At 53.4% G+C, this 13,607-nt stretch carries 13 protein-coding genes and 1 pseudogene; 5 read left to right on the top strand and 9 right to left on the bottom strand.

Annotation, left to right across the window (positions count from 1 at the left end):
* Nucleotides 1-28: 28 nt before the first annotated feature.
* Nucleotides 29-1,435 carry an aryl-sulfate sulfotransferase gene (locus NDI89_RS23170; RefSeq protein ID WP_277525180.1) on the bottom strand — a complete coding sequence of 469 codons (1,407 nt, stop codon included), beginning with the start codon at nt 1,433-1,435 and terminating at the stop codon, nt 29-31.
* Nucleotides 1,436-1,695: 260 nt separating this feature from the next.
* Complete coding sequence (locus NDI89_RS23165) at nt 1,696-1,977, bottom strand: DUF7410 domain-containing protein (protein WP_277525178.1); 282 nt, start codon at nt 1,975-1,977, stop codon at nt 1,696-1,698.
* Between the two features lie 269 nt (nt 1,978-2,246).
* On the opposite strand from NDI89_RS23165, the gene NDI89_RS23160 reads away from it, so the two are divergent.
* On the top strand, nt 2,247-2,840 hold the full coding sequence (locus NDI89_RS23160) for a hypothetical protein (RefSeq protein ID WP_277525238.1): 594 nt from the start codon (nt 2,247-2,249) through the stop codon (nt 2,838-2,840).
* Nucleotides 2,841-3,283: 443 nt separating this feature from the next.
* On the opposite strand, the gene NDI89_RS23155 is transcribed toward NDI89_RS23160, so the two are convergent.
* The 4 genes from NDI89_RS23155 to NDI89_RS23140 form a co-directional block, all read right to left on the bottom strand.
* Nucleotides 3,284-4,687, bottom strand: coding sequence for a hypothetical protein (locus NDI89_RS23155; protein ID WP_277525176.1), 1,404 nt, complete (start codon nt 4,685-4,687; stop codon nt 3,284-3,286).
* Nucleotides 4,688-5,193: 506 nt separating this feature from the next.
* Complete coding sequence (locus NDI89_RS23150; protein WP_277525174.1) at nt 5,194-5,946, bottom strand: hypothetical protein; 753 nt, start codon at nt 5,944-5,946, stop codon at nt 5,194-5,196.
* Between the two features lie 447 nt (nt 5,947-6,393).
* Nucleotides 6,394-6,837: a disulfide bond formation protein B gene (locus NDI89_RS23145; protein ID WP_277525172.1), complete on the bottom strand. Its 444-nt coding sequence runs from the start codon at nt 6,835-6,837 to the stop codon at nt 6,394-6,396.
* Nucleotides 6,818-7,624, bottom strand: a complete 807-nt coding sequence (locus tag NDI89_RS23140) for a DsbA family protein (protein WP_277525171.1) — start codon at nt 7,622-7,624, stop codon at nt 6,818-6,820. The genes NDI89_RS23145 and NDI89_RS23140 overlap by 20 nt, the downstream gene beginning before the upstream one ends.
* A gap of 356 nt (nt 7,625-7,980) precedes the next feature.
* Here NDI89_RS23140 and NDI89_RS23135 point away from each other — a divergent pair.
* Nucleotides 7,981-8,187: pseudogene (locus NDI89_RS23135) on the top strand (IS4 family transposase); the annotation flags it as partial.
* Between the two features lie 78 nt (nt 8,188-8,265).
* Nucleotides 8,266-9,087 (top strand): IS5 family transposase, encoded by an 822-nt coding sequence (locus NDI89_RS23130; protein WP_277525236.1) that lies wholly within the window; start codon nt 8,266-8,268, stop codon nt 9,085-9,087.
* Here NDI89_RS23130 and NDI89_RS23125 read toward each other — a convergent pair.
* A complete protein-coding gene (locus tag NDI89_RS23125) occupies nt 9,080-9,478 on the bottom strand; it encodes a transposase (protein WP_277525168.1) in 399 nt (132 codons plus the stop codon). The two genes, NDI89_RS23130 and NDI89_RS23125, sit on opposite strands and share 8 nt — an antisense overlap.
* Before the next feature lie 216 nt (nt 9,479-9,694).
* Here NDI89_RS23125 and NDI89_RS23120 point away from each other — a divergent pair, with 216 nt between their 5' ends.
* Nucleotides 9,695-10,216 (top strand): cupredoxin domain-containing protein, encoded by a 522-nt coding sequence (locus NDI89_RS23120; protein ID WP_425607778.1) that lies wholly within the window; start codon nt 9,695-9,697, stop codon nt 10,214-10,216.
* Between the two features lie 579 nt (nt 10,217-10,795).
* Here the strand turns inward: NDI89_RS23120 and NDI89_RS23115 are convergent.
* Nucleotides 10,796-11,518, bottom strand: a complete 723-nt coding sequence (locus tag NDI89_RS23115) for a transposase (RefSeq protein ID WP_277525166.1) — start codon at nt 11,516-11,518, stop codon at nt 10,796-10,798.
* 65 nt (nt 11,519-11,583) lie between these two features.
* Here NDI89_RS23115 and NDI89_RS23110 point away from each other — a divergent pair, with 65 nt between their 5' ends.
* Entirely contained in the window at nt 11,584-11,745 is a 162-nt protein-coding gene (locus tag NDI89_RS23110; RefSeq protein WP_277525164.1) for a DUF8172 family protein, read from the top strand.
* 157 nt (nt 11,746-11,902) lie between these two features.
* Here the strand turns inward: NDI89_RS23110 and NDI89_RS23105 are convergent, their stop codons facing one another.
* On the bottom strand, nt 11,903-13,126 hold the full coding sequence (locus tag NDI89_RS23105) for a phage integrase SAM-like domain-containing protein (protein ID WP_277525162.1): 1,224 nt from the start codon (nt 13,124-13,126) through the stop codon (nt 11,903-11,905).
* Nucleotides 13,127-13,607 lie beyond the last annotated feature (481 nt).

Below are 13,607 nucleotides of genomic sequence, written 5' to 3'. Positions count from 1 at the left end.
CCGTATGGGCGGTAATTCTATGACCTCATCAGTCGTCGCCCTGACGGGAGACAGGAAGCCGAAAGCTGATCCCAGCGTCACTGAGCTGCCATCTGATCTCGAGGCCAGCCCAGAACAAGCCTGTCAGTAGTGCAATCCCAATAGCGGCGAACTCAGATTGACCTATCCAGACCGGACTCACGAACAGGAGGGCGTTGTAGATCCGGTGGGGGAGGACCAACTCGATGAGGTCACCGAGGAATCCCAGTGGGTTGAACCCAAATACGCCCCTACCGTCACCACCGTCGCTCTCGGCTGCTATCCGGGACTCAAGGCCGAGCGCGGCCGCGCTCTGGCCGCCCGTACTTTCATCGCCGGTCTCGAGACGTTCAGCCTCGTAGGGGAGCGTTGATGGGACCTGCCAGACAATATCGCCAGACTGATTGACTTCTATCACTCGGTTGCCGTGGGTGTCGGAGATCAGCGTGTTGCCGTTCGGAAGTCGGTCGGCGTCGCGGGGCCACTGGATACGGTCGTCCTCCCACTGCCAGGTTCGGTTCCACTCGCCGTCCTCGCGCTGGAACTCTTGAACGCGGCCGTTCTCAGAGTCGGCGACGACGATGGCCGGCCCGCCCTCACTCTCAGAGATGTAGTCGGGGTTGTGCTGTTCATATTGGATATCGTAGTCGTTCTCGCTTCCAAGCGTCCAGTTCCCAAGCAGACCCTCTTGTCGATCGAGAAAGACAACCTGATCCTGATTTCGGAGACTGACCATGATTCGACCCCCCATTTCTCCTGATTCGATGTATTCGACGTCGTTAATATGAGCCCAGTCGCGAGGGTACGAGCCGCCTTCCTCAACGGGGAAGTCGCTCTGTGCATCCCAAAGCCAGTCAACGACCTCCGTCTCGGTGTTGACGATGAACACCTGGTCCGAGACCATATCGGCGACGACGACGTGGGTCTCATTGATGCGATCCGCGTCATGCCACTCACCGGCGTATTCCTTGTAGTCGTAGCGCTCATAGATGACCTCAACCTCCCCAGTCTCGAGGTCGGCTCGTTCGATAACGTTCCGGGTACATGGCGGGTCGCCACAGGTGGGTCCTTCCGTGTGGATTGTGTCTGTAGCGGTGTACTCAACGGTCAGGGGATCTCCCTCGACGGGGTCAACATCGAAATACTTCGTCCGCGTATTGTTGTAGTAGAGGACTTCGCCGTCAGGTGTGTAAGCCGTAATCGTCCCAGCCCGTCCTGATTCAGTGACAACAGTGTGATTCTCCGTCGGCGGTGCCTCCGGGACATCGTCCTTTGACGCCGTCGAAATTCCTCCTGTCGACGCGCTAACGACCATAGTTGCCGAAAGGAGTATAATAACGGCGAAGGCGACCCGGAGTCGGTTCCGTGAAAGTAACGATCGGACGTTAGCAAGCGAGCGACGTGATCGGTTAGTCATAGTTCGATCATCCTTAGGAATGGAGGTATTGTCTGAGGTGTCATTGATCTTCCTTTTTGGAATCGGGATACTAGTGACTTATCTCATGTTTCCGTGGCTGTAGACTTACTCATCTAAATTTGAAATGCTCAAAGAGCCCTGCAGCGAGTCTACCATCTCTTAACGATAATATCAAGACCTTCAATAATACACACACCGCCAAAAGGTACGTAACAAGGCCATCACGGCAGCTAATCTCTGCTATGCAATATTAGTCCATTTCATCCAGACCAGACGAGGGCATAAATGAACGTGAACAGGAAGTAGGCTAGGAACACGGAGATGGCTGCCTTGAAGTGGAACGTGAAGAGTTCGTATTCCTCGTCGTCGCGCTCCTCATTAAAGGCCTCAAGTTCGACATCTGAACACTTCTCAGCATGATCGATGCCGACGTGAAATGTCATATAGCGCTTGGATCGGAATGGTCGCCCACAGTACGGACAGGTCTCGTCTTCGTCCGTCGGCACCCGATACTCTCGTTCGATCATGTGATCGGTCACCATTCGTCCGACCATTGCAGTGGCGTGATGAAATGTTTGCTGATTCGAAAACCGGATCTGTTGAAATTATATCATTCATGTGTTTTTTAACGTGTATACACGAACACCACATGTGAAAGCTAAACACCAATTTAAAATCGCTATCAGCTTTTGTCCAGAGAGTTGGATCTCCGATTAGGCTTGATTCCCATGCATTAGACGGGTACTCACCTATTCATGTTGAGTCCCAAGCCAACCCGATGACACAAGATAAGCATGTATCCCGACGGCGGATGCTCACGCTGACAGGTGTCGCGACGTCGACGGCGTTCGTCGCCGGCTGCGGTGGCGGTGGTAATGGCAACGGCGGCGGTAATGGCGGTGGGAACGGCAGCGGTGGAAGCGGGTTCGAAATCGACCCCGGTACGCAGATCGATTTTAGTGGTCAGACCAGTTACTGGGAAGGCCTTGCACCGTCCTCGATTGAGGGCGAGCAGAACCCGACGCTGATCCTCCAGAGCGGCGAAACCTACGAGATCGGTTGGTCGGAAGGCGACGGTGCCGCCCACAACATGGAACTGCGCAACTCGAGCGGCGAGGTCGTTGATGACTACACGACAGGCGAACCCGTCTCGGATCCGGGGGATGGCCTGTTCTTCGAGTTCGAGGCGACCGACGAAATTGCCCTCTACCGCTGTCAGCCCCACCCCCAGATGGAAGGAGATATCCAGCTCCAAGGCGGTGACGGTGGGAATGAAACCGGAAACCAAACTGGTGGGAATGAAACCGGAAACCAAACTGGTGGGAATGAAACCGGAAACCAAACTGGTGGGAATGAAACCGGAAACCAAACTGGTGGGAATGAAACCGGAAACCAAACTGAATAACAACTCTATTCGGGAAGATCTTAGCAGTCGTCACTGGGGTGAATATTTTCACTCTAGGCAGCAAGGTCTCGGCTACTGAGTCGCCGTTGAGTACTACTCTCCTGAGCGGCCCTGAATATTAACAAGGCCGGGGTAGTGTGATGACACGAGACGATGGTAGTATGATTTTCCACCGCACCCCGGCAGGGAACGCACATCTTCTCTTCAAATAGATCTAACACCTGCAAAGATAGGGCCTATTTCTACAATACAGCCTGAAATCTCTTCAGATGGAGAATATTCTGATGCAACTTAGAAAATAGCCACTCGTACTAAGCGGAATGTGTATTCCCTGTACTGACCGCACAGAGTGGCAAACCCATCATGTTATGATGATTTCAACAGAGCCAAAAATCCAATATCGTACTCGTCTAGCAGCCACCCCGTTTACGATCGTGGGTTAGTCAGCTCGAAATGTATGGCGGGTTCATCGTTCCTTGTGAAACGAGATAGAGGCTCACCATCGTGAGAAAGACCATTAAAACGATGAGCGGATACTGGCTCCTGATTGCTTGGAGCTTCCCAGGAAATAGTTCAAAGGAGATGGTGTGGGCGATCCAAACTGCGAGGACGTGGCCGAGCAGGATGCCAGCGATCTCAACATAGTTGAACCAACCTGGCAAAGCGTACCGGGTTGGGTTCGGCGGTGGATCCAGCGGCATCGCCAAGGCGTCAAGCAACGACGGCCACAGTGAGATTCCGAATCCAATGTAGTGCGCGAGGTGGTAGCCGGCCGCGATGGCCAGCAATGGCGTTGCGAACCGCAGCCCAAGGTATCGACAGGAGAGATACGTCTCGGCCCGCCGGCGAGTCCGATCAATCGCGATCCAGTATACCTTCCAGAACAGACCGAAGCCACCGACGAGAAGCGTTAAATAGACAAATAAGGGAGGTACACCAAGTCCGACGAGGAATTCGATAGTCTGGACACCTAGTGGAGTGACAATGAATCCGCTGTAGGTTAGTTCCCAGACCAGTGCAAGTACAAACGCCACAAGCGAAGTGTCAGTGATGAGGTCGGCATCGCTCAGCCGTGATCCAGGGTACCGCAATTCGAACCCATTATCAGTTAGTTGGATCGGCGCAACAGCCCCATAGCACCGAAACCACATTGAGAGCGGATCACCACGTCGGAACCACGTTTCCGGCGAAAACACGACCGCACCTGAGAGTGTAAATAGCGAGTAGAAGCCAAGTACAAGCAACAATATAGTCGGTGACGAAGTCAGGGGAGCGATAACTTCGAGACCAACAAACGTCAATAGTGCCACCACGGCGGGCCAGGAGGCGAACGAAGAGGGATAGGATTTATAGCTGTTTGGGAGCGCTCTAGCAATCTGTTTCCAAGGGTTAAGTGCCGGCCATGGATTTCCGATGGTATAGGCACCAATAGTTAACAGAGTACGCCCACCAACAAATGTCACTAAGACAGTTGCGCTGACTAACCCAATGTTCGGCCCCACAACACCAGCGACGAAAATTAGTATAAGCCCAAGGATACCGATTACTCCGAACAAAAATGAGCCTGCAGTTAGCAGTCGGTCCGTAGACGTTCTGATTGCACGATCATGATATGTATCAATCACCTCACGATCAGTGACGAGCATCGTCAATAAAGCTGAGGCACCAACGGTACCGCCGCCAGTCGCGAGGTATAACCATGTTGGAACGGTGACATCAGTCTCACCCGCGGAGAGGCCTGAAGCAGTCATGCTCGCAGCGACGACACCGACACCAGTTGCGAGAACTGCAAGTGTAAGCAATAAGGCGATACTAGTCCGGCGAGCAAGAGCCGAACGGTCACTCATCGGTTAGTAGTTGATACTGGTGGTCCATTTACGTGTCGCTTCTATGCAAATCTGGATATCTTATTTCGCACGTATATTTCACAGATATGGCGGAATTATGACGGCTTATATTCACAACTACTGTTATGGAGACCACGATTTAATTGGACTACGGTTGAAAAGGTAGTATGACGATCGCATTGGCTCTATAACACTCTCCGTGATATCTCTACCCAAGGGCCTTTACCCATGCCCCATGAATAGCCATTTATGTCATTAAATTATCTTACTAACAAAGTTTCGACTAAATGGGTAGCTGTCGCCGCCATTTTGTTTGTGAGCTTGGTATACGCATTATCTACGGGAAAGGTCCTGGCTTGGACATTTGGTGTTATAGAGGTGGCTATTATATCAGCACTTGTGGCGTTGATATATAAACTTCAAGAGGAGGGGAATAGTAATCATGATTGAGAAAGGATAGGTTAGCCCCTGGCAGCGAGTGGATCAACATTCTCCCATGTGCTTGTTTATGCCATGCGGTGTTCGATGGGCGACTGTAATTTATGGGCAACCTCCGGCGGTACAACAATTCGACGTGGGCCTTGGATGTATTGATTATCTGGCTGGGCGTAGCTGAGTTTCACTACTACGACATCCCCAAATTGCCGGGTCGAAACAACTTCAATTACTGCGAGGTCGATTGTCTGTTCCGGCTCATAGAGGTATATCATCTGTTCTTCATAATCAAGTGCACCGACGGATTGGAGGAACGAAGCGAGGACGAGCGCGACGAGCGCAAGCGGAAGCAACAGCGCAGCCAGCCCAGTAAAGGGACCAGCACCGACGGCCAGCAGCTCATTTTGTGAAACATATCGACCGATACCCATCAGCATACCGATGATCACCCCCATTACGACTGTGCCGACGGCAGCGTCCATTGCCCTGTCTAGACTCGTTTCTGACGGTACATTGATGGGGAGCTGGCGTGTGATCCGCTTGAGGTGTCGTTCGGTATCGCTTGAGGCAGCTAGTGCGAGAACAGTCGCGGCAAGCGCGATGATGAGGGCGATAACGACAGCTCGACCAAATCCGCCAGCGACCTCACCGGCCATCCTGTACAGTCGCCAGCAGATGACGGTAACGATCGCGGCGAAGAAGGTACCAACACCGAACGCCCATAGGAGTCGAACGGTACGTGAGGTGCTGGCATCCCACCGCCACTGGATCGTCGTCTCATCTGCAGTTCCGTCCCTAGTAATGTTGACTTCGTCATCGGCCATAGTCAAATTCGAAATCTCTCGTGTAAAGACCGTTCGATGTCTCCCTGATTGGCCCTGTTGAATCACCGTGAGGCAATGGATTTCACTGTTTGATGGCACTTTTTGAGTTAGCAGCTAGACCTTCCATCGCAACACCGCTGGTTGAGTACTTGTTGATACTGCTACCCGCTCAGTATGCTGTTCATCGTTGTGAGTAGTGTCCTGTTTGTCAGAAGTTCTATCTATTCGTCAAATCAGCGCGTCGTCCGATTATCTTGTTAGCAGAACAATTTAGATCGGTCAGTAAGAAGATGATTTGTGCATGATTGTAGGAATATACAAATAAGAAGACAGATTTGACTATAGGTTCAATAAACATCAATTTGGGGCTCAGCTACCCGGAGTCGTCCTTCCAGGTAGCAGACTGCCTCAAATGGCCACCTCACCCGAGAATTGTTCTGAAAGTTTTCACGAGTTTGTCGTATCTGTACGTGCAGTCTCGCTCGCACCGAATACAGTAATCGTCACAAACAGAAAACCAAGCAGTGACAGATTCGGAATCGATAGTCCAACGACCGGAGCCTGCCACTGCACTATTGCACAGGACCCACTGAACGAACACGAGTCGGTCGTTACCTGCAGAATAGAATGATACGCCGCAATGCCACCCCCGAGAACTGACAGTGGGAGAACAGTCCGCCAGATGTCTGGCCTTCGTTCAAGCGTCGCAACGCCGAGCACAACCACCAGAGGATACATTAAAATTCGCTGATACCAGCACAGTTCACAGGGGAGTAACTCGAGTTCAAGACTGAAATAAAGGCTTCCAGCAGTTGCAACAGTAGCGATGAGCGTTCCACTTGCAAGCCAGAGCTGTATATTGTCTACTCGGTCAGGGATTGGAGATTGCATTTTCAATAAGTTCTCGGACTGGATCTTGGCCCGGAGTAGCTATTTTTCCGTCGATGATGAGTGCTGGTGTTCCTCTAATACCTGCCTCCATAGCTGCGGATTCCGTTTCCCGGAGTGCACCCCTATATCGATTTTCTTGGACTGCTGTTTGCACAATACTTGAATCTGACATACCGGCTTCGCGGGCGAACTCTGTCAGTCGGTTTGCGGTTGCCCACTGCTGACTTTCTGGCGGTTGGTTTTCGAATACGTAATCATGATAATCGAGGTACGATTCAGGCTCGTTGTTGTAGACTGCCAGTCCTGCGTGACCGGCATTCGGGGCATCTGCTCCTAAGAATGCTTGACCATTGAAATACGAAAGATTGCGGTAGACAATTGCAAGATCGCTTGGTTCAACGTAGTCTCGAATCAGCTCCTTGAGCATGCCAGTGCTAAACTGCGCGCAGAATGGGCATTTGTAACTGCCGTAGTAGGTGATAGTCGTCCCAGAATCCTCGGCCCCGATTGTCGCATACTCGTACTCGTCGACTGAATTCACCTTGTTGTCCACTTCGCCGTTGGACTGGGAGTTTAGGTATGCGCTAGCACTAGCAATTCCACCTGCTACCGAAGTAGCACCCGCGAGGAGAAAATATCGTCGAGGGAGGCCTGCCACGGCAGCTCCAACACCCTGGCTGGAGAGCCGGTCCGAGAACATTATTGAGTCGACAGCTGAGTCTGCCTGCTTGCGATCCACTCGCCGCAGGTCGTCAGGGTGGGCTGTGAGCCAGTGTTTGAACAGCACATGTTTAGAGACATCGTCGTTTAACTGTTCGTTACAATAATGACATGCGTGATGTTGATCCCATGTGTGGTCTCGTACAGCACTGGCTGACGGAAATTGTTCCGCACAGAGGGGGCAGGTTTTTGATGGCATAAGATCTATATTAGCGATACTAGCTGATATCTCATCCAAATTTGTTTCGGTTTGAGTAACATCACTGAAGAATTCTCAAACCCAGCCACTCTCTAACGCTGGTTCGACTTCCTACTCACGAGTTATGGAAGTGGCCGACATGCATTTTGAGAGTGTAAAACCACTTTTCGATCTGTCCCATTTCGAGTACTTAAATCCGGCGTCAGACCGTCACATACAAGCTGATGACGGAAACGACACATCCTCAGATACCGTGTTCGTCGAATCAGGAGCTCAGTAGCGAAGACGTTCATTCTCCTACAATTGCGAGCACATTTTACTCGCTGCTCGACGTAGTCGACAGCGAGTTCATCGCCGATCAATTCGGAATCGGTACGTACACGGACAAACACGACTTTGAGAACCATCTCAAGGTCGGTATATTCGAGGGAAGGCTCTGGTGAATCGCTAGACAGCGTCGGCTTCGTTCGTCAGAACTAGGGAGATGAAGCGGGAAACCGCCGATGTCCATGTCGAAGATTTCCCGCTTCACGAAGAAAGCAGTGCGATTAGCTAAAAATGCTGTTGGTGGCCGAGGCGAATCCGCCCCGCAGGGTGGCGGCGGATTCGCCGACTACGCCGTCGTTTCGCTGCATTGTCTCCGGATTTACTTAGAGAAATCCTACCGGGAAGCGCTCGATCTCTGGAGCGAGATGCCACAAATATTGGCGGAGATCGGCCTTGAGAAGGCCGATCTCCCTGATCACTCGACGCTAGTGAAGGCGTTTGATAGGATCAATATGGCAGTCTGGCGAGTGTTGCTGCGCCTGTTGGCGCAGCTGCACGAGCCATCTAGCCATGCAGCGATGGACGCGACGTTTTTCGACCGCGAGAACGCCAGCAAACACTACTGCCGTCGGACGAATTATCGTGTTCAGACGCTCAAAACAACCGCTCTCGTCGATACTGAGTCACAAGCTATCCTCGACATTCACTGCACAACCGAGAAACGTCACGACACGCAGATCGGCTGGCAACTCGCCCGCCGCAACGCGGACGAGTTGCACAGCCTCGCTGCCGACAAAGGCTACGATTGGCAGCAATTGCGCGATAAGCTCAGGGAAGAGGGCGTAAGACCGTTGATAAAGCATCGAGAGTTCCGTCCCATCGATTACGCGCATAACGCGCGGATTGATGGGACTCTCTACGGCCAGAGAGCGTTGTCTGAGACCGTCTTCTCCGTAATCAAGCGCACGCTCGGCGACACCGTGCGTGCGCGAAGTTGGTATCGAGAGTTCCGTGAAATCGTCCTGATGTGTGTTGTCTATAACATCAAGCGTGCCGTCAACTAGTGAAATCAAGCGCCGTATGGCGATTCACCACGACCCTCGCGGTGGTTCTTGCGGAAGAGGCTGATTGTACGGAAGTCAGGGTGTTGATTCGCGGCAAGGTAACGGAAAGCGACGTCACGTTCAAGGAGACAGACGATTTTCGGGAGCTGCGGATCCCGATACAGTACCCAAAGACGTGGATCTTCAGCATCATCACGGGATGAAAGGACGGTCGCCCACAGCCGTCCTCCCGATCTTCCGGATAGAAGGAGTCGAGCCGGCCCTCGTTGTCGAGATAATTGATGACGCCGGAAACGTAGCGTTCGAGGCTATCTTCTTCAACCCACTCCGCGACGTTCTTCGGCAAGAGGTGTTGCTGATCTTGGTCGTATCGGATGATGTTGGACGTCACGGGTGGATTCTCACACTATCCAGAAGTTTCTGCTAGATAAAATCTACGCCATGTGAACTCAGAACTCGCAGAATCCAATTACCCTGTCAGTGTTTCTTGGACAGGCTTATATGGGAAACAGAATTTGACAGAGCCAAAAGGATGTATACTAATTTATACTGCGTTTCGACACTTGAACCAAAACCCCCATTTGAGAACGAGCACAAGAGTGACTTGATGACACGAAACGAGCGGCTATCCCGACGGAGGATGCTCAAGTTGGCTGGTGTTGCGACATCGACGGCGATTGTCGCCGGTTGCAGTGGTGGTAACGGTGGCGGTAATGGCGGTGGTAGTGGTGGTGGTGGCAGCGACGGTTACGAAATTGAACCCGGAACACAACTTGATTTCAGCGGTCAAACGGGTCACTGGGGAGGCCTTGCACCATCCTCAATCGAGGGCGAGCAGAACCCGACGCTTATCCTTCAGAAGGGTGAGGATTATACGATCGGCTGGTCGGAAGGCGATGGTGCAGCCCACAATATGCAGATTCGGAACAGTAACGACGAAGTCATCGATGACCTCACGACGGGCGAACCGGTCTCAGACCCCGGTGACGGACTGTTTTTTGATTTTACGGCCAGTAGCGAGATGGCCAGATACCGCTGTGAGCCCCATCCGAATATGGAGGGCGACTTGCAAATCCAAGGTGGCGGCAGCGGTGGCAACGAAACTGGCGGTAACGGGACCAGTGAATAACCGGTTGGCCGTGCTCCACTAGTGAAAATCTACGAATTTCCCTGCTATAACCACTGGTCCTGACCGTCTGTAACCCAGACGGAAGCGAACAGAACCTGACAACCCATAGCCCGATCCTTACAGCCATGTAAACTAATGTAGAACTTTTGCCCATTGTTAGGAGTCTCTATTGACCGCTTCTCATCGACTGTTTGTATTCTACGGCGGTAAGATCAACACGGGCGTTGAGAGCCAGTACTTGTCTAATTTCTGGATCAAATCACTACTATTCCCCGTCAATCGCTCGGTAGATAAGGTATCCAGCACACTATTATCCTCTGCGTCACTGACCATCACCTACTATTTTTCTTCGAGGGGAGAATCCCGTCATTTACAGTAGTTTCCGATTCGACACGACGGCCGAGCGAAGTCGTAGTTGATGAAGCGATTTAGATTGTGAAACTGCGATGCTCTAGGCGATACAGAGATGGAAGGAGCGAAGAAACGCCGCTGCTGGCGGCGTTTCTGAGCGTTTCCACTCAGTTATGGCGTGCTGACCGATAAGCTCGGTCGGGTCAATCAACCGCTATCCGTAGTCAGTCATAACGACGAATTCTTGGAAGAGACGCGTCGGGATCGGCGGTTTCTCTGGTACAGCACCAGCTGAGACGAGCACATTTGCGAGGACCCACAGATTGTACATCGCAACCGCGAACAGAAGTAGAACAACCGCACCGAGAACGTCGGCGACGACGTTCTCGGGAGAAAATCACCGATCTGCCGATAGGAGGTTTCAATTCCCCAGCGGCGACGTTCCGTCGCCGCGTACGCTCTCGCCGACTCTGTCTTGAGCTCAAGATTCGTCACGATCCAGACGTGCTCGTCTTCGGTTGATCGATGTGGAACGGCAAACACAGTTACTGGAACTGAAGCAGTTGGTTTACGCTTTCGTTGCATGAGATACTCATCGACGACCGTCTCAGCGCCGGCGCTGAGACGGTCTTTCATCCCTTTACTCGGGCGTGCACGGACGATGTAGTCGACGTCAAGCTGTTCGAGTTCCGTAACGACGTGAACCTGATAGAAATCCCTATCGAGGTAGACGTGTCTGATCGAGACGTACTTTCGTGCCGTTTCGAGCAGCAAGCGAACGGCTTCGCGCTTGGCGCGAAAGCCGTTCGCCTCCAATGCCAGTACATCAAGTGTAAACCGCGTTCCTGGTACAACGATACAGATTGTCGCAAAACAGTACGTTCGAGTTGTTCCCTGATCGGGATAGGTGATCAGAACGTGGTCAGTGTCTGCATCACCGTAAAACCGCATTGATGGTGGTCTATCGCGACATCGACACAGTCCGGCAATAGCCGTTGTTTCCTGAGAAACTGGATATGTACCCGAGTGAGGCGAAACTCGTCTACGCGGAGCAGCACGAGGATCTCTGGATCGAGTTCGTTGAGGAGGCTGTCGAACGTGCCGGCTATCCGGAGCTGACAGAGACACCGGGACTCTCGAGAGCAGAATTCGCGGAGAAGATTCAGGATCTCGACTAAGTGACCCTTTCAGTCTTGGAGCGTAGCGACTGTTCGGCCCGCTTCCTCGGCCTCTTCGCTCCGCGACATATTGTATGTCGCGAGGGCTTCGTCAACCGCTTGTTCGAGGCTCATTGTTCAATCCAATCTTGGTTCTACTCCCGTATAAACGCTTGCGTCAATCGATCTCTTCTAGTGCTTCGGTAGCCACATCACCGAGTTCGCCAGCCTCGATGTGTGAATACCGCTCCCGCACCATCTCCTCGGAATTATCGAGATATCGAGCTGCGACTGTATACCCAAACGCGCGAACGAGGACTTCACCCATTCCACGACGGCCGCCGTGTGGAGCAAGGTAATCGTGTTTCGGATGGTCGATATCGATCTCTGCGGCCTCCGAGAGTCGCTGGAGAATCGACCGTGCGCCGTCCGTCGTGATCGACGGCGGTCGAATATCCTCCTCAAGCGCCAGCAGTAGGTCGCGAGCGTACTCCTCACGGCGTTCGGCAATTGCATCCGGATGTTCCCCTCGGTCGGCGAGCTCTTCCTGGACGAGCCCTGCGAGCGTTCGTTGGTCGAACGTCGGAAACACCGGCCATCGGTCTGTCGGCGGGTCCATCAGCTTGCGGTAGCTCCGCAGGGGCGAGATCACCGGGTCGGGGAGACTCGCGGCGTCCCATTGCTGTTTCTTCCGGTAGACGTCCATACTCCCGTCGTCGAGGGAGAGGTCCTCCCAGCGGACGCCACGCCGGCGGGGGTCATTCGGGTCCCGGAGAAGTTCCCCGACGCGGACAGCTGTGTACGCGAGGGCGAACACCAGAGCCCGGTCACGAGCGGCTTTCAGCGCCGCATAGCGGGCGCGCTGCTTATCGAGGGGGTCAGTATCCGCCGGAAGTGTCGTGTACGCCTCGACGGCGTCGCGGGCCTGGTCGTCGACGTGGCGGGTAAGGGTGTGGCGCTGCTCGGACGTCCAGGCCTGCTGGTCGCCGGGCTTGCGGCCATCGTCCTCCGGTAGCGGTGCCATCGCACTCGCCCGCTGCGCGTAATGCGCTTCGAGATGTCCCTCGTTGACGCACCAGCCACACCATGCAGAGATATAGCGGTAATAGGTTTGTACCGTGTTCTGCTTGAGTCCCCGATCTCCACCGAGATGCCGGGCGTACTCCCGGAACACGCGTTCGTCAAGATCGTCGAAGGTCGGCTCCCGGTCGACATCACCGGGGACGATCCCGGTCCAGTCGTCATCGCCGCGGTCGCCGGCGGCCCACTCGGCGAACCGCTCGAGCTCGCGGGCTGCGTTGCGTCGATAGTTCCCACCGTCCCCACCGCGGCCTTTCCCCTTGTCCTGGAGGTAACGCTCGAAGCTGTCGTGGAGCGGCGTCGAAAGCGCTCGATCAGGCATCCACCGGCCCTCCACCGTCCTGCGACCCCGGTCTCGGTGCCTCTACCCCGGAGGAAGCGCCGTCGTGAGGCAGTTGCAGCATTCGTGCTTCACCGACGGCGTCGGGGTACTTCAAAGTGGTCGTGATTACGGGCATAATCAGGACCACTTGTTGTTTTCGAGCCATCGGGAGTATTCGGGGGTCTAGAGTCTCTTAGCGCCGGAACTCCGCACTTCAGAATATTGTATATCGTATATCGCTATACAAAATCTCGGTCCTCTTTCTGCCACAGTTTCGGAGGATAGCCCAGTTTCAGATCGAATTAACATCACTTCGTGGTTCTTCTCACCGACCAGTCCTGATTTGGATCCTTACTGCTCTGTTGAATCCGGAGACGGCGAGCGGATAGCGTCGCTGTGAAGGGACAAGCGAAGCGGAAGAATCGGATGTGTCCAGCACCCTCTTCCGCTTCGTTAAACAGGCAGTGTCGCTGGCTCAAAA

It is taken from the genome of Natrinema salsiterrestre (assembly GCF_029502005.1).
GTDB lineage: Archaea > Halobacteriota > Halobacteria > Halobacteriales > Natrialbaceae > Natrinema > Natrinema salsiterrestre.
Note: the sequence above shows the minus strand (reverse complement) of the source record. Positions and strands in the feature narration are given on the sequence as shown.

What these genes read in the sequence shown, in the direction of transcription:
- NDI89_RS23170 (WP_277525180.1), bottom strand. Translation starts at nt 1,435, where the DNA reads ATGACTAACCGATCACGTCGCTCGCTTGCTAACGTCCGATCGTTACTT.
- NDI89_RS23165 (WP_277525178.1), bottom strand. Translation starts at nt 1,977, where the DNA reads ATGGTGACCGATCACATGATCGAACGAGAGTATCGGGTGCCGACGGAC.
- NDI89_RS23160 (WP_277525238.1), top strand. Translation starts at nt 2,247, where the DNA reads ATGCTCACGCTGACAGGTGTCGCGACGTCGACGGCGTTCGTCGCCGGC.
- NDI89_RS23155 (WP_277525176.1), bottom strand. Translation starts at nt 4,687, where the DNA reads ATGAGTGACCGTTCGGCTCTTGCTCGCCGGACTAGTATCGCCTTATTG.
- NDI89_RS23150 (WP_277525174.1), bottom strand. Translation starts at nt 5,946, where the DNA reads ATGGCCGATGACGAAGTCAACATTACTAGGGACGGAACTGCAGATGAG.
- NDI89_RS23145 (WP_277525172.1), bottom strand. Translation starts at nt 6,837, where the DNA reads ATGCAATCTCCAATCCCTGACCGAGTAGACAATATACAGCTCTGGCTT.
- NDI89_RS23130 (WP_277525236.1), top strand. Translation starts at nt 8,266, where the DNA reads ATGTCGAAGATTTCCCGCTTCACGAAGAAAGCAGTGCGATTAGCTAAA.
- NDI89_RS23120 (WP_425607778.1), top strand. Translation starts at nt 9,695, where the DNA reads ATGACACGAAACGAGCGGCTATCCCGACGGAGGATGCTCAAGTTGGCT.
- NDI89_RS23115 (WP_277525166.1), bottom strand. Translation starts at nt 11,518, where the DNA reads ATGCGGTTTTACGGTGATGCAGACACTGACCACGTTCTGATCACCTAT.
- NDI89_RS23110 (WP_277525164.1), top strand. Translation starts at nt 11,584, where the DNA reads ATGTACCCGAGTGAGGCGAAACTCGTCTACGCGGAGCAGCACGAGGAT.
- NDI89_RS23105 (WP_277525162.1), bottom strand. Translation starts at nt 13,126, where the DNA reads ATGCCTGATCGAGCGCTTTCGACGCCGCTCCACGACAGCTTCGAGCGT.